The organism is Prevotella marseillensis, from assembly GCF_900625065.1.
Taxonomy (GTDB): domain Bacteria; phylum Bacteroidota; class Bacteroidia; order Bacteroidales; family Bacteroidaceae; genus Prevotella; species Prevotella rara.
This window is the reverse complement of record NZ_UYXY01000001.1, coordinates 1,768,377-1,785,321: the sequence shown is the minus strand read 5'-3', so window position 1 is coordinate 1,785,321 and position 16,945 is coordinate 1,768,377. Positions and strand designations below refer to the sequence as shown.

Below are 16,945 nucleotides of genomic sequence, written 5' to 3'. Positions count from 1 at the left end.
AATTATGACAAAAGACCTATTCGACAAGTATATATGGCTTGTTGATGTAATTTACCGCTCGCGAAAAATAACGTTTGAGGAAATCAATGAACGGTGGCTCAGGTCGAGCCTGAGCGACGGGCAGGACATACCTTTAAGGACATTCCACAACTGGCGTGCGGCCATAGAACAGATTTTCGACATAAACATTGAATGCAACAGAAAAGGAGGCTACTATTATTACATCGAGAATGTAGACGACCTGGAAAACAACGGGTTGCGAAACTGGCTGCTGAACACCTTTTCGGTTAATAATCTGCTTGTAGACGGGCATAACCTCAACAAGCGCATATTGTTTGAATATATGCCTTCGGACAAAGTGCATCTCGAAAAGATTCTTGAAGCCATGCGCGACGGACATGAGGCACGGCTCGAATATAGGTGTTACTGGTGTGAAGAGACAGGATGTTATACTTTTAGACCTTATTGCGTAAAGTTGTTCAAGCAGCATTGGTATGCGGTGGGGCAGTGTGTCGAATGTGGTTCTATACGCACATTTGCGTTAGACCATATAATAGATATGCACATCACCGACAAGGAGTTTGTCTATCCCAAGGACTTTAATCCGGAGAAGTTTTTTGAAGACAGCTTCGGCATAGTTATAAGTGACGACAATCCGGTAAAAATCCGTCTGAAGGTGTATGGAATGCATGCGTCGTATATGCGCTCCCAACCTTTGCATCATTCGCAGCAGGAAGTTGAGACTGCCGAAGGTTACTCGGTGTTTGAGTATTATATGCGCCCTACGTGCGACCTGATACAGGAGATATTGTCGTGCGGCTCGGATGTAGAGGTGGTATCGCCCGAAAGTTTCCGTAAAAAAGTTGCTGAGGTGATACGCAGGATGGCCGGAAGATACGATGGTGATTCATAATTGGCTACGCCGAACCACGTTTCACAATTTTTTCCGCCATGAAATGAGGTGATGAATCTCTGACATGGCGGAAACTTTTTTATTAAGGATGAATAGCTAAGAAATATGGCTCGTTTTAATTAAATTGTGAAATGCAGTTCAGTGCAGCCAATTATAAATTATGAAACGAAGTTCAGCGCAGCTAATTGTGAATTGTTCTTTTGCATTCTTCTTTCGATTTGTATTCACGTTTCGTTTTAATGTTGTATCTTTGTCGGCGGATTCGCGATGAATATACAGGAAATTTCTGATTTATATGCCAAGTCGCCGCAGGTTGCGGCACTGGTCAGGTTGCTGGAAGACAAGTCTGTTCCGACCGTTTTCCTGCAGGGACTTGTTGCGTCGGCCGCTCCAATGATGTTTGCGTCGGCCGCACGCCGTGTCAGTCCTATGTGTCTTTTTGTTCTTAACGATGCCGAGGAGGCCGGCTATTTTTATCACGACCTTACTCAGATTATGGGCAACACAGACGTGTTGTTCTTTCCATCATCTTATCGGCGTCAGGTGAAGTACGGACAGCGCGATCCGGCCAGCGAGATATTGCGCACCGAAGTGCTCAGCCGCTTGTCGGCGCCGCTTGAGGGCCATCCTCTTTATGTGGTTACATGTCCTGAGGCGTTGAGCGAGCTTGTCGTGTCGCGCAAGAAACTTGACGAACGCACATTGCTGCTGCGCACAGGCGACACGCACGACGTTATACAACTGGAAAGAACGCTGCGCGACTTTGGCTTTACAGAGGTTGACTATGTTTACGAGCCGGGCCAGTTTGCCCTGCGCGGAAGCATTCTCGACGTGTTCTCATATAGCAGCGAATATCCTTTCCGTATCGACTTTTTCGGCGATGAAATAGACTCTATACGCACCTTTGAAGTGCAGAGCCAGTTGTCGCGCGACAAGCGCGAGCGCATAGAGATAGTGCCCGAACTGGCAACGCTGACCGACGAGAAAGTGTCGTTCATGCGCTTTCTGCCTGAAGACACCATCATTGTGGCTAAAGACATTCTGTATGTGCGCGACGTTATAGACCGCACCTATCATGACGGCTTTTCGCAGCAGGCTAAGAAAGAACGTCTCGAGGGACTGACCGAGATGGAGCAGCAGGCCGTGATGAAGGAGCTTAGGGCCGACTCCATGCTGATAAGCGGAGCACGCTTTATGACCGATGTTTCTGGTTTCAGACGTATGGAGATGGGCACTAAGCCGACGGGCACACCGACGGCAACGCTGAAGTTTGACATGACGCCTCAGCCGCTGTTCCATAAGAACTTCGACCTGCTGACAAAGGCTCTTGAAGACTATATGCTGCGCGGATATAAACTTTATATCCTTGCCGACAGCGTCAAGCAGAACGAACGCCTGAAAGACATCTTCACCACGCTGGCAGACGAAGGCAAAGCCGGACGGATAGAGTTCTTGCCTGTTGACAAGACTCTGCATGAAGGATTTGCCGACAACAGTATGCCGGCATGTTTCTTTACCGACCATCAGATATTCGACCGCTTCCACAAATACAGTCTGCGCTCTGACGCCGCACGCAGCGGCAAGATGGCGCTCACCATGAAAGAGTTGCAGGAGATGGAGCCGGGCGACTATATCGTGCATGTGGATTTCGGCATCGGGCGCTTTGCCGGACTGGTGCGTGTGCCGGCAGGCAACAGCTATCAGGAGGTGATACGCATCATTTATCAGAACAACGACAAGGTGGACGTGAGCATCCACTCGCTCTACAAGATATCAAAATACAAGCGCCGCGACAGCGAGACTCCGCCACGCCTGAGCACACTCGGCACTGGGGCATGGGACAGGCTGAAGGAGCGCACCAAGAAGAAGATAAAGGACATTGCGCGCGACCTTATAAAGCTCTATGCGGCGCGCCGACACGAACAGGGCTATGCCTTCAGTGCCGACTCGTTTATGCAGCATGAGCTTGAAGCCAGTTTTATATATGAGGACACGCCCGACCAGCTGAAGGCCACTAACGATGTTAAGGCCGACATGGAGAGCCGCAGGCCTATGGACAGGCTTGTTTGCGGTGACGTAGGCTTTGGCAAGACCGAGGTGGCTGTGCGTGCGGCCTTCAAGGCTGCGTGCGACTCTAAGCAGGTGGCTGTTCTTGTGCCCACCACCGTTCTGGCTTATCAGCACTATCAGACGTTCTCTAAGCGACTGAAGGATTTTCCCGTGCGTGTTGATTATCTGTCGCGCGCACGCAGCGCAAAGAAGACTCGTGAGGTGCTGACTGACCTTGCCGACGGCAAGATTGACATCATTGTCGGTACGCACAAGCTGATAGGCAAGAGCGTGAAGTTTAAAGACCTAGGACTGCTCATAATAGACGAGGAGCAGAAGTTTGGTGTGGCAACAAAGGAGAAACTGCGCAAGATGAAAGTGAACGTAGACACGCTGACCATGTCGGCAACGCCGATACCGCGCACGCTGCAGTTTTCGCTGATGGGTGCGCGCGACATGAGTATAATGCAGACTCCGCCACCCAACCGCTATCCTATATGCACCGAGCTGCACACCTTTGACAAGGAAGTGATAGCCGATGCCATAAACTTTGAGATGAGCCGCAACGGACAGGTGTATTTCGTTAACGACCGTATAAGCAACCTGCCGGAGCTTGCCGCCATGATACGTAAGTATGTGCCCGACGCGCGCGTGGCCATCGGTCACGGACAGATGAAGCCCGAGGAACTCGAGAAGATCATAATGGACTTCATGAACTATGAATACGACGTGCTGCTGTCTACCACCATCGTTGAGAATGGAATAGACATAAGCAACGCCAACACCATAATTATCAACGATGCTCACCGCTTCGGACTGTCTGACCTTCATCAGATGCGAGGCCGTGTCGGCCGTGGCAACCGCAAGGCATTCTGTTATCTGCTTGCTCCGCCTAAGTCGGTGCTTACGCAGGAGGCCCGTCGCCGACTTGAGGCTCTCGAGACGTTCTCTGAACTTGGCAGCGGATTTAACCTGTCTATGCAGGACCTCGACATCCGCGGAGCCGGCAATCTGCTTGGAGCCGAGCAGAGCGGATTTATGGAAGACCTTGGGTATGAGACTTATCAGAAGATATTGAATCAGGCCGTAACCGAGCTGAAGAACGATGAGTTCAGCGATATGTATGAGGACGAGATGGCCGAGGGCAAGACATTTACGGGTGACGACTTTGTTGAGGACTGCGCCATTGAGAGCGACCTCGAGATGTATCTGCCCGACCAGTATGTGCCTAGCAGCAGCGAGCGTATGCTCCTTTACCGTGAACTTGACAACATTCAGACTGATGCCGACCTCGACGCTTACCGTTCTCGTCTTGTCGACCGTTTCGGTCCTGTGCCTCACGAGGGCGAAGAACTTATGCATGTTGTTCCGCTGAGGCGTATAGGCAAGCGTCTTGGCTGTGAGAAGATTATCCTGCGTCAGGGACAGATGCGCATGCAGTTTGTGAGCAACCCCATGAGCGCATATTATCGCAGCAACGTGTTCGACACAGTCTTAAACTATATCGGTCATAATCCGCGAACATGCAATCTGAAGGAAGTGGCCGGCAAGCGCATGATGATGGTTATGGGCATTAATACCGTTGGCGAAGCCGTAAAAAAACTGCGTGAGATAGAAGGGTTTAAGTGAAGAACTAAGAGTGAAGAACGAAGAATTCAATAGCTTTGCCGTATAGATTTTATTGGCAATTACTATGCATTTGAATTGACTAACGTCGAGCACTGTTTCTTTGTTCTTCACTCTTCATTCTTCACTTTATTTATTCTGTGTTTCATTGTTCTCAGTGCGCTGTATGATATGCCGGTGGTTTGCATAATTTCGTCGTTGGTTTTGCCGTTGTTAATCATTATCAGCAGGAAAATGTTATATGGAGTCAGCTTTTTGTAGTTATGCTCTATGCTTTCTATGGTTTTAGGGTCTATAGTCCTGTAATATTCAATCACGGCCTCATAATCGTCCTTCTTCCATGTTATGGTCTTACCTCCTTTTTCCAGTTCATCGTAAAGCATGCGTCCGTGGCCGAGAATCGTCATTCTCCTTTCTTTCAGACTCTCAATTTTCTTGTTCAGTTTCTCTATTTCCTTTTCGTTCTTGTCTTTCTCCTTGTCGAGTTCGCTTATCTTCTGTCTGTATTGTTCCGTCGTTCTGCTTATGTCCTCAATTTGTCGTTTTGTCGCATTTCTTCTTCGGCGGTTATATGCAAGCATGGATATCATTACAGCCGCTGCAAAAACCATTACGGCTGATATGGCAATCACGAGCCTGTTTTGGGCTTGCGCATCAGCCGCCTTTCTTTCGGCATTGTTTTGCAGACTGAGCATGTGTTCTGTCTGCTGCTTAATTTTTATGCTGTCTTTTGTGGCCAAAGCCCTTTCTTCAAGTTCAGACGCCTCTTTATATTTTCCCTCTTCTTTTTTAAGGTCAGCCATCCACAACAGCACTTCTGCCTTAAGTTCAAGTCCGTTAGTGGTTAGTGCGTCGTTCAGCAGTTGCCATGCCTTCCGGTTCTCTCCTCTTTCAAAATAAATTGAGCCTATGATATAATATGCGTGCGCATTTGGCTTAATTTCCAAAGACTTTTTCGCATAAAGGATAGCTTCGTCATACAGCCCTTTATTCACAAAGCCGATGCTGATGTTTGTCAGAACCTCTAATTTGTCGTTTTTGTTAAGATACTTTATGTAAGGAATTGTTTTTTGAGAATATACTAGGCAGCTATCAATCTTCCCCATACAATTAAATGCTGCGTTAATCTTATTCATTGACAAGGCGACAAGAATTTTGTTGTTAGCTTTTCGGGCTGTTTGAAGAGCCTTTTTTGCATAGCTTAGTCCGGTTTGATAATTGCCGGTGTCGATATTTATAAAAGATAAGTTGATGTATATTTTCGTAATGAAGTTAAGGTCGCTTGTTCCTTTGGCCAAGTGTTCCGCTTTTTTTATTAAGTTTATGCCTTCGCTTTTGTTGCCCCTCTGATAGCATGTTATGCCTTTATAATAATATGCCTTGGCCAGTAAAATCTTGTTGTTGTTTTCTTCATAGAACCTTATGCTTTCATTAATCAAGGAGTCAGAATCTGTTTGCTTGTCGAGACAAAAATTTGCTTGCGTCATCAGCAAGTCATAATATGCTTTGTTTTCTTCGTTTAGCCTTTTGACATTTATGTCCGACAGGTTATTCATGGCAAGTTCATATTTCTCCTTTTCAAGCAGTCTTTCTATTTCCGACAGCTTTTCATGTGTGTCGTTGTCGTTACTGCAATTTGTTAATATTAAAACGGATAAAATAAGGCAGAGTATAATTTTTGTCATTGCTTCAGAATTTTGATTAAAGGTATGAAAATAATACCAATTGAGCAAGAAAAATGAACGTTTTATCATTGCATCGTGTTACATTTTTAGTTTGACAAACTCTGTAATATAGACGCTAAAGTATTGATGTGTAATGCTTTATGCCTAAATAAAAAATGTAACACACACGAAAAGATAAGCCGAAAAAGTTTGGATGTAATTTTGGATAACACTAATTTTGGAAGTAGCAAAATTAAAAAAAGTATTATGAAAAAAATCATCATGTTATTTATGCTTTTGGCTGTAATGACATCAGCCGGGGCGCAGAACGCATCAAATGCGGAAAAGTTTTACGACAGATTGTTGACTGATTTTGCAGTTGTTAGCGGAACTAAGTGTAATGGCGTCACGCTGCTTTCGCCAAGTGTAAATTTAGGTTATAAGCTCCTTCCTCGTATGTCTTTGTTCCTGCACACAGAAACGCTGTATGGGCATTATGACGAACAGGAAAGCTACGCAAGGACGCAAGTTTACGGAGGTGGAGTAGGCTATACATTATATGAAGCAGATGCCGTGGCTCTCGAAGTGCGTGGCATGGTGGCAGCAGGACTTAGTTCTGAATGGAAAAATGTTATATACGACGCTGCGCTGATGATGAAATTAGGGCGCGGAAAAATACACATGAACGTCGGTGTGGGATTCCGTCACATCAGTTCGCGCACAGCCGGCATAGACAATTATAATGGTGCCAACTTCATATTGGGCTTCGGTATTTAGGTCTTTTTTAGGTGTATACAGACCGGTTATTGAAAAAGACGCTGAAAATCGTAACTAAATCACATTGTTTTGCTTAACGTATGCCTGAAAATGTGATATTGTTAATGTGGACTGTAAGCAAAATTATGTGCAAATGTTTTAAATCATTAACCTATCGTTTATGCATCGTAACTCGGCCACTTTTACCTCAAAAGTGGCCGAGTTTTTAGTCGTAATCCTATGACTTTTTTTATGCTATCCATAAGGTTATGATAAAACTGAGAATTTATAATTAAATTATATGCATAAGGCGGTTTGTGTTTAAGCTTTTAGCCACAGCTGTCTTATGATAAAAAACTCCCCGTAAGCACAGCTGGGTGCTTACGGGAAATAGAATATGATAATAAAGATTTTGTTATTCAGCCGTTTTCTTCATAAACTTTCTTACAGGTCTGTCGGCGTTGTTGCTGCCGTCAGCACGTGTTGAAGGCGAGTAGTCAGGATAAGAGTAGCCATACCAGCTGTCCCAGCCCCATTCGAAGTCACCCCAGTTAGGTGATGACGTCTTGCGCAGCCTGAACTGCATGGGGTCGCCATATTCGCCTATGATAGTTCCGCTGAACCAGCTTTCAGATAGCGAGTAGTCGTATATTGTGAAGTAGGTGTCGTCCTCGCGTGAGTAAATTTCGATGTTGCGGTTGTTCACTCTCCATTCTATGTGGCTTGCGAAATAGTCCCACGGAGCATCGCTGTAATAGTCAATCCAGTAGCCTGTGCCCGAAGCATACTCGTAAGGATCCTTGTCGAAGGCCAGGATTGAGTAAGAAGAGTAGTAGGTGTGTCCGTTCCACTCGCTCGTTACGTACATGTCGCCTTCCCAAACGCCCCACAGTGTGTCGGCTATGTATTCGTCGTCGTCGCAGCTTACGAATGTCAATGACATGGCTGCCATCATTATCATAGCAAGGATAGATGTAAACTTTTTCATAATATATCGCTTTAAATTATTAATATTCTGTTTCGCTGTTTTAAATATTCTGTTGCAAATATAATTCATTGTGTCTGCCTGTGCAAGCATAAATCCATATTGTTTTTAGGAATTTCCCTATTTTTATGTTACCAAAAGCCTACTTTCATAGATGAATCGTGCTGTGAGAGACGCGCAGAAGTGAGGGCGCGATAACGGCAGAAGGCTTTATTGTCCGGTGTAGCGCGAGATAGTGGGGAGTAAGTTTTTAAAGCTCCGTTTAATTTAGTATCTTTGCATTCGTGCAGAATAATAAACAGACTGAAGGATGAAAAGCAAGAAACACTTGATCATGGCAGCAGCCCTTATGGCTGCCCCGGTGTGCGCACAGGCGCAGGCCGTACACGAAACAATGAAGGTGAACATTGAGCGCGGGCGCATTGATGCCGTTACGGGCATAGTATATTCGCAGATTACATCGGCATCAGACAACCGCACGCTGCAGATGACTTTGCTCGTGCCGTGTACGGACAAGCCAAAACCGGCCATAATATATTATCCCGGCGGCGGATTTCTTTCGGCAGCACACGACAGATATGTAGAGATGCGCATGGCTCTGGCTGAGGCCGGCTTTGTGGTGGCATCAGTAGAGTATCGCACCGTGCCCGACATGTTTCCGGCTTTGCTGGTCGACGGCAAGTCGGCCGTCCGCTATCTTCGTGCCCATGCCCGTCGGTTTGGCATCGACCCTCAGCGCATAGGCGTGATAGGCGATTCGGCAGGAGGATATCTTGCACAGATGGTAGGTGTTACGGGCGGCGACAAGGAATATGATCAGGGCGACTATCTCGACCAGAGTTCGGATGTGCAGGCCGCAGCGACAATTTATGGCATAAGCAACCTGATGAACATAGGCGAGGGGTATTCAAAGGAGATACAGGACATACATGCATCGAAGGCCGTTACCGAGGCGCTGCTCGTTCACGGAACGGCGTTTGCCTCTTATCCTGGCGCAAGCATTCTTAGCGATACGGCAAAGGCCATGAAGGCAAGTCCGATGGGGCATATACGCAAGGGACTGCCTCCGTTCCTGATAATGCACGGCACGGCAGACGCACTGGTGTCGCCTGTGCAGAGCAGGCAGCTGTATGACGCGCTGAAGAAAGCAGACAACGACGTAAGCTATGTAGAGGTTGAAGACGCCGGGCATGGCGACATGTACTGGTTTCAGCAGCCTGTCATCGACCGCGTGGTTAGATGGTTTAAGGAAAAACTTGCAGAAAAATAATATTTTTGTGAATTAAGAAAATCAAAGGGGGCGTTTTTTGAGCGAATCAAAAAACGTCCCCTTTGATTGTTTATGGTGTCTTTGTTAGGATGATAATCAACGAGACAAACGTTCCGGCTGATTTGCGCGGGTGTTGTTGTGCGTAGCTGAGAATCTGCCGGAATTAAATATAACAACCGAAAATCAGAGCGGCTAATTTTCTGATCTATCGCCAGCTCATAAACAATTTTGTAGTTTCGGCATCATGATGGTCGAAGAACAGACTTTTGCCTGTGTCGAGTGTGGCTATCTCTGCCATTTCTTCATCTGTAAGTTCAAAGTTGAAGATGTCGAGATTCTGCTCCATGCGCTCTATGTGAACAGACTTCGGTATTATTATCACGCCACGCTGAATCAGTCAGCGCAATGCAATCTGTGCCACGCTCTTGCCGTGACTGTTGCCTGTCTTTGTGAGAGTTTCGTTGCTGAACAGATTGTTGCGGCCTTCCGCAAGCGGACCCCATGACATGATGTGTGTGCCGAACTCCTCCATTATCTTCTGTGCTTCAGTCTGCTGATTGAACACATGCGTCTCAACCTGATTGACCGCAGGCACAATGTCGACGTTGCTGGCCAGGTCGATAAAGTGGTCGGGATAAAAGTTGCTCACGCCTATGGCGCGCAGCTTGCCCTCTCTGTAGGCATCCTGGAGTGCCCTGTAGGCTCCGTAGCGGTCGCAGAATGGCTGATGAAGAAGCATCAGGTCAATGTAGTCGGTCTGCAGCTTGCGCAGACTCTCGTCTATCGATGCTTTTGCCTTTTCGTAGCCGTAGTTGGATATCCACACCTTGCTCACGATGAAAATGTCCGACCGGTTAATTCCGCTGTTCTTCACGGCACGTCCCACACCTTCCTCGTTGTGGTAGGCCTGTGCCGTGTCAATCATCCTGTAGCCTGTTTTCAGTGCGTCGCTAACGCAACGTTCACATTCGTCGGGCGAAACCTGATATACGCCGTAGCCTATCTGTGGCATCTCTATTCCGTTGTTCAGTTTTATTGTCTTCATGTTACCTTCGTTTTTATGTTTAGCAAAATGTTTCTTTCACTTTGCAAAGTTAGCAATAAATAACTGTGTGTAGAGGATATGGATTACGGATAGATTAACCACTTTTACAGACTTTTTTCATGGCTCTTTGAGATGTCGGCTGCAGAGCCGTTTCAGCTGTGCCTGCCGGCAACGTGAAGGCATGCGCTGCCTATGGCCTTTGCTTCTCGGTTATTGCCACCTTTATCACTCCGTCAAGCCTGTTTTCAAACGTGCGGTAAGCCTCTTCAATCTCGTTTAGCGGATAGCGGTGGGTTATCAGCGGGGTGGTGTCTATGTGGCCTTCGGATATCAGACGCAGAATTTCGTCGCAGTCGCAACCGTCAACGCCGCCTGTCTTGAACGTAAGGTTCTTGCCATACATGTCGGGCAGCGGCAGTGTCTGCGGCTTGTCGTAAAGAGCCACAACGGTAACTATTGCATTGGGACGTGCGCATCGCCATGCCAGTTCGAAAGTGTCGTCGGCTCCTGCCACTTCAATCACTTTGTCGGCACCGCCGCGGCAGCTGTTGGCTTTTACAAAGGCTTCGGCGTCTTCGGGCTTGGTTACGAGTACATCGGGATAATGACTGCGTACAAAACGGATGCGCTCGTCCGACTTCTCGCAGACGATTATGCGCCGTGGCTTATGGAGCATGGCGCACAGCAGGGTGCATATGCCTGTCGGACCGGCACCTATTATCATTACTGTGTCGTCTGACGTAATCTCGGATATGCGTGCTGCCCAGAAGCCAGTGGCAAGTATGTCGCCTGTGAAGAGTGCCTGCTCGTCTGTTACGTTGTCGGGTATGCGGTTGAGTCCGTTGTCGGCGTGCGGCACTCTTACATATTCTGCCTGTCCGCCGTCTATGCGGCAACCTAACGCCCAGCCTCCGTCGGGGTCTTCGCAGTTGTTCACGTAGCCGTGCTTGCAGAAGAAACATTCGCCGCAGAATGTTTCAACGTTCACCGTAACGCGGTCGCCCGGCTTAACGTTTCTTACTTCAGCTCCCACCTGCTCAACTATGCCCACCATCTCGTGGCCAACGGTTATACCGGGCACGGCCCTCGGCACGCTGCCGTGCTTTATGTGCAAGTCGCTTGTGCAGATGCTTCCGAGGGTTACGCGCACAATGGCGTCGCGCGCGTCTTTAATTTGCGGCACGGGCTTTTCTTTAAGTTCAAACCGTCCGCGCTCTATGTATGTGTATGCTAACATCGTTTTGCTTGGTTTTATGGTTATATTAAATATGTTTCGGTATGTAATGAGTCAGGATAAAACCCTGATTGCCGCATTGCTGGCCACTGGTTATTCCTCTTTGGCATTGAAGAAGGCGTCGAGTACTTCGGCAAATATGTCGCCTGGCGATATGCTGTCAAACAGCTGCATGCATGTGCGCAGCTTCAGTACGTCGATTTGTGAGCCCATAAGTCTTCGTATTGTGGTGCGGCCTTTGTGCTCGAGCAGTGCGCCTGATATTTCGCGCAGTCGCGCTCCGAGCAGCGGGTGTGCCAGATATGCGCGTGCTTCGCCGGTGCCGTCGAGTCCGTAATATTCAGAGTTGTAGCTGTGCCCAAGACCTTTCTGCTGCGGAAATATGTACCATATCCAGTGGCTACGCTTGCCTCCGCTGCGTATTTCGCTAAGTGCTGTTGCATATTCGGTTTCCTGTGCATCGACGAATCTTTGCAGATTATATTCATTTTCGTTCATGGCATTATGTTTATTTGGTTTGTATGTCTTGTTCCTTGTTTTTGGAATGCTATGCGCGGGGTGCCGTCGGCAACGTAAATAGTGCCGCATCTTATGAATCCTTCTTTCTCTAGGATACTGATCATCGTGGAGTTAAGTTCGTGAGTGTCCACTCTCAGGTTGCCTTTGTCAAGGGCAAACCTTATGGCAAGCAGTGCTATGCCGTCTATGGTGCCGTCAGACGCAAGTCGGTGTATCACGTTATAAGGCTCGTCGTTAGGCCATTGTCCGTTGTATATCTTGGCATAAGTAGGCTCGGGCGACGGGCGCATGCAGAAGCATGCCACAATGCGGCTGTTGAGGCATATCAGATAGAAACACCCGTCGGCAACATCACTCGCCACGGTCTGTTTCTGCGGATAGCCGTTAGTCCACTGCACGTTGTTGCCGTTGCGGCGCATATATTGCCGCGCCTTGTCGAATATATCGTTTATCTGTGGCCACAGATTTTCAAATTCCTCTTTGCGGCACAGCTTTATCTGTGGTCTTGTGTCTTTTGTAACGGCAGAGCCGTAGTGTTTAGCATATTGTTTCATATCAGGCTTTTGGCACATATAGTTTTTTTAATGACATACAAAGATAGTGAAAGGCGAGAGCAAAGTCAAATAAAAAACATAGTTTTTTGAATTTTGTCTTGGCCGAGCCGCCTCCTATCTTATTTAAAGATAGTGAAAGGCGAGAGCAAAGTCAAATAAAAGACGTAGTTTTTTGAATTTTGTCATAGCCGAGCCGCCTCCTATCTTATTTAAAGATAGTGAAAGGCGAGAGCAAAGTCAAATAAAAGACGTAGTTTTTTGAATTTTGTCATAGCCGAGCCGCCTTATTTTTAGTATGCCTGCCGTCGTTTGTAAATATTCCTGTATTACGGAAACAGATATAAAGGTATTTTTGACTTTGTGCAATTACATAAATATTTCAAAAAACTTCTTCAAAGGATGTGGGATATTCAAAACTTTTGTGTAAGTTTGCAGAAGATAAAAATATCATGCCAAAAGTTTACTGATAAACAGTTGTCGCAGCGTTTGGCATAAAGTTTGTAGAAGATTTTATATATAAACCGATAAAAACAAAAGATGAAAACAGTTTATGATTTCACTGTCAAGGACAGAAAAGGAAAAGACGTATCGTTAAAGGAGTATTCCAACGAGGTGCTGCTGATTGTAAACACAGCAACAAAGTGCGGATTCACACCGCAGTATGAGGAGTTGGAGAAACTTTATGAAAAATATCACAGCCAGGGATTTGAGATTCTCGATTTCCCCTGCAACCAGTTCGGACAGCAGGCTCCGGGCACAGACGAGTCTATACATGAGTTCTGCAAGCTGAACTATGGCACAGAGTTCCCCCGCTTTAAGAAACTGAAGGTTAACGGAGAAGACGCAGATCCTCTGTACAAATATCTTACAAGCCAGAAGGGCTTTGCCGGATGGGACATGAGCCATCCTATAGCTCCGATTCTTGACGATATGCTGTCAAAGGCAGATCCCGACTATAAGAGCAAGGCAGACATCAAGTGGAACTTCACAAAGTTCCTTGTTGCCAAGAACGGTGTAGTTGTGGCACGTTTCGAGCCTACAGAGAAGATAGAGAACATAGAGAAGCAGATTGAAGAACTGTTGAAGAAATAAAAACATATACATTCATATTTGTATAAGATGAAATGAAAAGCCAATGATATAGCGCGGTGCAACCTTATGGGGCATGGTGGTGTATTGTTGGCTTTTCTTTGTCTTTTAAAAAAACTATAAATTAATATGGAAAACGCAGAGAGAGTGAGCTGCCTTATCATAGGCAGCGGTCCGGCAGGATATACGGCTGCGATATATGCAGCACGTGCTAACCTGAATCCGGTAGAGTATTGCGGTCTGCAGGTTGGCGGACAGCTGACACAGACTACAGTGATAGAGAATTTCCCAGGCTATCCCGAGGGTGTGGACGGCAATCAGATGATGTTGGATTTGAGGCAGCAGGCAGAGCGCTTCGGTACAGACATGCGCGACGGCGTTATCGTTAAGGCCGACCTGAGCGAGGCTCCTTACAAGCTGACAACAGACGACGGACATGTTATTGCTGCCGACACTGTAATCATTGCCACAGGTGCTTCGGCAAAATATCTCGGACTGGCTGACGAGGAGAAATATAAGGGCGAAGGCGTGTCTGCATGTGCCACATGCGACGGCTTCTTCTATCGCAAGAAGGTTGTTGCCGTTGTAGGCGGCGGCGACACAGCATGCGAGGAGGCTCTTTATCTTGCAAGTCTTGCAAAGAAGGTTTACATGATTGTGCGCAAGCCGTTCCTCCGTGCATCAGAGGTTATGCAGCGCCGTGTAAAGGAGGCTGAGAACATAGAAATTCTGTTTGAGCACAACACGCTCGGCCTTTATGGTGAGAACGGTGTTGAGGGTGCCCACCTCGTTAAGCGCAAGGGCGAACCCGACGAGGAGAAATATGATCTGCCTATCGACGGCTTCTTCCTTGCTATCGGTCACAAGCCTAACAGCGATGTGTTTAAAGAGTGGCTCGACCTCGACGAGATAGGATATATCAAGACCATAGGCAATACTCCTTGCACCAATGTGCCCGGCGTATTTGCTGCCGGCGACGTTGCCGATCCTCACTATCGTCAGGCAATCACAGCTGCTGCAAGCGGTTGCCGTGCGGCAATAGAGGCTAAGAACTATCTTCAGGAGCATCCGTCTCACTGATAGACGTTTGCTGGCTTGAATTAGAAATAAGGCGGAGTATGGGCGCGTATGATTTCTCATAGCGTTCATACTCTTTTTTGTATTGTGCCGGATATTAGTAGATAAGTCTTTTAAAGCTTGTGTTATTCGGTATATGCAGGCTTTATTCTGCCAAAATGGCGGCAGTCCGAATATAGAAAATAAATCGGCGAGCCCGAAATATCTGATTTGCTCAAAAATAATCACTTGTTTGCAACAGAAAACTCGGCCACTTTTGCATCAAAAGTGGCCGAGTTTTGACTCATAAACAATAGATTAATGATTTGAAACCTATGGATGTGGTTTAGCTTAAAGTCTTTATTGAAATAGGTCGTGTTTCGTATAACTTTTAATGAAAATACGTCTATTACTTTCAGATTTTTTTAGTTTAAATGCAATTAAACTTTTGTTGCCCGTAAAAACAAAATAAGTGGATATGGAGTTGAACTCAAAAAAGAGCAATTTGGCTGACTTATATATTCTGTATTATAAATTGCCGTTTATAAATTCATGCAGCCGAGTTATTTTACAGAAAAGCGTTTAAATTCGAATATTTTGTAAAGATACTTTATTGAGATAAAAAACATATTTGTGTATATTCCGTAACGTTTGCATGCCTTAACGTCTTCTTTCGTAATCAGTATTCTGTTCTTGATGCTTTTAGTGCTGACACCGCCGGTTCGCATCGTTACAAAATCCTTTTTAAGGTACTTTGTTCTAATTTGGTATTTATGAAATAGCCTGACCATCATGTCATAGTCAGATGCTATTTTATAATCTAACGAATAATTGCCGCATTTTTCATAAACTTCACGTTTTACGTAAAATGACGGATGTGCGGGCATAAAGCCGAAGCGCAGCCAAAATGGCTTGAACATGGCAGACGAATAATACCTTACAATTTTGTCGGGGTTGCTTCCGTCGATGAAATGTATGTCTCCGTAGACAGCATCTAATTTGTTGTCAGCAAAAGCCTTTACTACATTCTCTATGATGTCATCTGATGTGAAATAGTCGTCTGAGTTGAGAATGCCGACGATGTCTCCCGAACTTTTGCTGATGCCTTTGTTCATTGCATCGTATATACCTTTGTCTTTTTCAGACAGATAATGCAGCCTACCGTTAAAGCGTTCCTGATATTTTTTTATTATGTCTAATGTCCTGTCGGACGAATTCCCGTCAATAATCCAATATTCAATGTTAGGATATGTCTGGCTTAATACAGATTCTATCGTGCTTGCAACCGTTTTGGCACTATTATATGTAGTTGTTATTATTGATACTTTAATCATTTTCTGTATATTAGGCAAGTTTTATCATGACAGGCTCAATTGTCTGCAGTTAAGCCATCTCTAAATTAAATGCGAAGTTAATCAAAATAAATATTTTGAGCAAATTTTTGAATATTTTAGATGTAACAAAACATCATAGCGGTTGTCCGTCACAGTTTTATGAGGCCTTTGCATATCGCATACCTGAAATTTATTTTGTCTTTTAACGACGAGGTGCTTTTTCTTGCTGTTGACGAACTGTTGTGCCCATGTCTTCTGAACAGGATAAGACTTTGGGGTATGAAGCATACATTAAATTTGAATGCTGCGACATTTCCAAGCCAGATGTCATGCATAGGGGTGTCTTCAGGAAATGGTATGGCAGCGTTTAGCAGTTCTTTTCTGAAAGCCATGCAACAGCCAAGATATCCGTTCTTTAGAAGCAGGTTATACCATTTCCCGTATTTTGTGTTGTTGAGCCTGAAAAAAGAAGATGAAGTCTCCTTTAAATCACCGTCGGTTACTGTTGCATCGCTGACAACACAACAATAATCTTTAAGATATTTCATACATATAGAAACTTTGCCCTCTTTCCATACATCATCCTGGTCGGCAAGGAAGATGTAGTCTCCTTTAGCATGTTTCAGTGCCTGCTCAAAATTTTTTGTGGGTGAACCCATGCCGGGCCCGTCAATAATCTTTATTCTGCCGTCATTTAATTCCTCAATTATATTTCTTGTATTATCCTTAGAATTATCATCCGATACGATTATCTCATCGGCGGGGGCTAATTGTTCCAGTATGGAAGTCAATTGTTGTTTTATGAATTTTTCACCGTTGTATGTGGCTATGCAGACTGAAATCATGGCAAC

At 45.8% G+C, this 16,945-nt stretch carries 13 protein-coding genes and 1 pseudogene; 6 read left to right on the top strand and 8 right to left on the bottom strand.

Annotated features, from left to right (window positions below):
* The first annotated feature begins 4 nt into the window (after positions 1–4).
* Together EJL04_RS07470 and mfd are read left to right on the top strand one after the other, a co-directional pair.
* Positions 5–913: a helix-turn-helix transcriptional regulator gene (locus EJL04_RS07470; RefSeq protein ID WP_125104548.1), complete on the top strand. Its 909-nt coding sequence runs from the start codon at positions 5–7 to the stop codon at positions 911–913.
* A 267-nt stretch (positions 914–1,180) separates the two neighbouring features.
* Positions 1,181–4,591 (top strand): transcription-repair coupling factor, encoded by a 3,411-nt coding sequence (gene mfd / locus EJL04_RS07465; protein ID WP_125104547.1) that lies wholly within the window; start codon positions 1,181–1,183, stop codon positions 4,589–4,591.
* A gap of 107 nt (positions 4,592–4,698) precedes the next feature.
* On the opposite strand, the gene EJL04_RS07460 is transcribed toward mfd, so the two are convergent.
* On the bottom strand, positions 4,699–6,273 hold the full coding sequence (locus EJL04_RS07460) for a tetratricopeptide repeat protein (protein WP_164511731.1): 1,575 nt from the start codon (positions 6,271–6,273) through the stop codon (positions 4,699–4,701).
* A 246-nt stretch (positions 6,274–6,519) separates the two neighbouring features.
* Here EJL04_RS07460 and EJL04_RS07455 point away from each other — a divergent pair, with 246 nt between their 5' ends.
* Entirely contained in the window at positions 6,520–7,029 is a 510-nt protein-coding gene (locus EJL04_RS07455) for a hypothetical protein (protein ID WP_125104545.1), read from the top strand.
* Positions 7,030–7,423: 394 nt separating this feature from the next.
* Here the strand turns inward: EJL04_RS07455 and EJL04_RS07450 are convergent, their stop codons facing one another.
* Positions 7,424–7,996 (bottom strand): hypothetical protein, encoded by a 573-nt coding sequence (locus EJL04_RS07450; protein ID WP_053398618.1) that lies wholly within the window; start codon positions 7,994–7,996, stop codon positions 7,424–7,426.
* A gap of 307 nt (positions 7,997–8,303) precedes the next feature.
* Between EJL04_RS07450 and EJL04_RS07445 the strand changes: the two genes are divergently transcribed.
* Positions 8,304–9,263 carry an alpha/beta hydrolase gene (locus EJL04_RS07445; RefSeq protein ID WP_125104544.1) on the top strand — a complete coding sequence of 320 codons (960 nt, stop codon included), beginning with the start codon at positions 8,304–8,306 and terminating at the stop codon, positions 9,261–9,263.
* Positions 9,264–9,468: 205 nt separating this feature from the next.
* Here the strand turns inward: EJL04_RS07445 and EJL04_RS07440 are convergent.
* The 4 genes and pseudogenes from EJL04_RS07440 to EJL04_RS07425 all read right to left on the bottom strand — a co-directional run bounded on the left by EJL04_RS07440 (position 9,469) and on the right by EJL04_RS07425 (position 12,615).
* Positions 9,469–10,308, bottom strand: a pseudogene (locus EJL04_RS07440) (aldo/keto reductase).
* Between the two features lie 190 nt (positions 10,309–10,498).
* Entirely contained in the window at positions 10,499–11,545 is a 1,047-nt protein-coding gene (locus tag EJL04_RS07435) for an alcohol dehydrogenase (protein WP_125104543.1), read from the bottom strand.
* Positions 11,546–11,635: 90 nt separating this feature from the next.
* Positions 11,636–12,040, bottom strand: coding sequence for a DUF1810 domain-containing protein (locus tag EJL04_RS07430; RefSeq protein ID WP_125104542.1), 405 nt, complete (start codon positions 12,038–12,040; stop codon positions 11,636–11,638).
* Positions 12,037–12,615 carry a GNAT family N-acetyltransferase gene (locus EJL04_RS07425; RefSeq protein ID WP_125104541.1) on the bottom strand — a complete coding sequence of 193 codons (579 nt, stop codon included), beginning with the start codon at positions 12,613–12,615 and terminating at the stop codon, positions 12,037–12,039. The genes EJL04_RS07430 and EJL04_RS07425 overlap by 4 nt, the downstream gene beginning before the upstream one ends.
* 537 nt (positions 12,616–13,152) lie before the next feature.
* On the opposite strand from EJL04_RS07425, the gene EJL04_RS07420 reads away from it, so the two are divergent.
* On the top strand, positions 13,153–13,707 hold the full coding sequence (locus EJL04_RS07420; RefSeq protein WP_021855379.1) for a glutathione peroxidase: 555 nt from the start codon (positions 13,153–13,155) through the stop codon (positions 13,705–13,707).
* Between the two features lie 126 nt (positions 13,708–13,833).
* The gene (gene trxB / locus EJL04_RS07415) at positions 13,834–14,784 is read left to right on the top strand and encodes a thioredoxin-disulfide reductase (RefSeq protein ID WP_053398621.1); all 951 of its coding nucleotides are present in this window, start codon (positions 13,834–13,836) and stop codon (positions 14,782–14,784) included.
* A gap of 539 nt (positions 14,785–15,323) precedes the next feature.
* Here trxB and EJL04_RS07410 read toward each other — a convergent pair.
* Entirely contained in the window at positions 15,324–16,091 is a 768-nt protein-coding gene (locus tag EJL04_RS07410) for a glycosyltransferase family 2 protein (protein ID WP_125105321.1), read from the bottom strand.
* A 152-nt stretch (positions 16,092–16,243) separates the two neighbouring features.
* The gene (locus tag EJL04_RS07405; RefSeq protein WP_125104540.1) at positions 16,244–16,939 is read right to left on the bottom strand and encodes a glycosyltransferase family 2 protein; all 696 of its coding nucleotides are present in this window, start codon (positions 16,937–16,939) and stop codon (positions 16,244–16,246) included.
* Between the last annotated feature and the right edge of the window lie 6 nt (positions 16,940–16,945).

Bases quoted from the DNA above. Each gene is read 5' to 3' on its own strand.
- EJL04_RS07425 (WP_125104541.1), bottom strand. From the start codon at position 12,615: ATGAAACAATATGCTAAACACTACGGCTCTGCCGTTACAAAAGACACA.
- EJL04_RS07450 (WP_053398618.1), bottom strand. From the start codon at position 7,996: ATGAAAAAGTTTACATCTATCCTTGCTATGATAATGATGGCAGCCATG.
- EJL04_RS07455 (WP_125104545.1), top strand. From the start codon at position 6,520: ATGAAAAAAATCATCATGTTATTTATGCTTTTGGCTGTAATGACATCA.
- EJL04_RS07405 (WP_125104540.1), bottom strand. From the start codon at position 16,939: ATGATTTCAGTCTGCATAGCCACATACAACGGTGAAAAATTCATAAAA.
- EJL04_RS07420 (WP_021855379.1), top strand. From the start codon at position 13,153: ATGAAAACAGTTTATGATTTCACTGTCAAGGACAGAAAAGGAAAAGAC.
- EJL04_RS07460 (WP_164511731.1), bottom strand. From the start codon at position 6,273: ATGACAAAAATTATACTCTGCCTTATTTTATCCGTTTTAATATTAACA.
- EJL04_RS07430 (WP_125104542.1), bottom strand. From the start codon at position 12,040: ATGAACGAAAATGAATATAATCTGCAAAGATTCGTCGATGCACAGGAA.
- EJL04_RS07470 (WP_125104548.1), top strand. From the start codon at position 5: ATGACAAAAGACCTATTCGACAAGTATATATGGCTTGTTGATGTAATT.
- EJL04_RS07445 (WP_125104544.1), top strand. From the start codon at position 8,304: ATGAAAAGCAAGAAACACTTGATCATGGCAGCAGCCCTTATGGCTGCC.
- EJL04_RS07435 (WP_125104543.1), bottom strand. From the start codon at position 11,545: ATGTTAGCATACACATACATAGAGCGCGGACGGTTTGAACTTAAAGAA.
- trxB (WP_053398621.1), top strand. From the start codon at position 13,834: ATGGAAAACGCAGAGAGAGTGAGCTGCCTTATCATAGGCAGCGGTCCG.
- mfd (WP_125104547.1), top strand. From the start codon at position 1,181: ATGAATATACAGGAAATTTCTGATTTATATGCCAAGTCGCCGCAGGTT.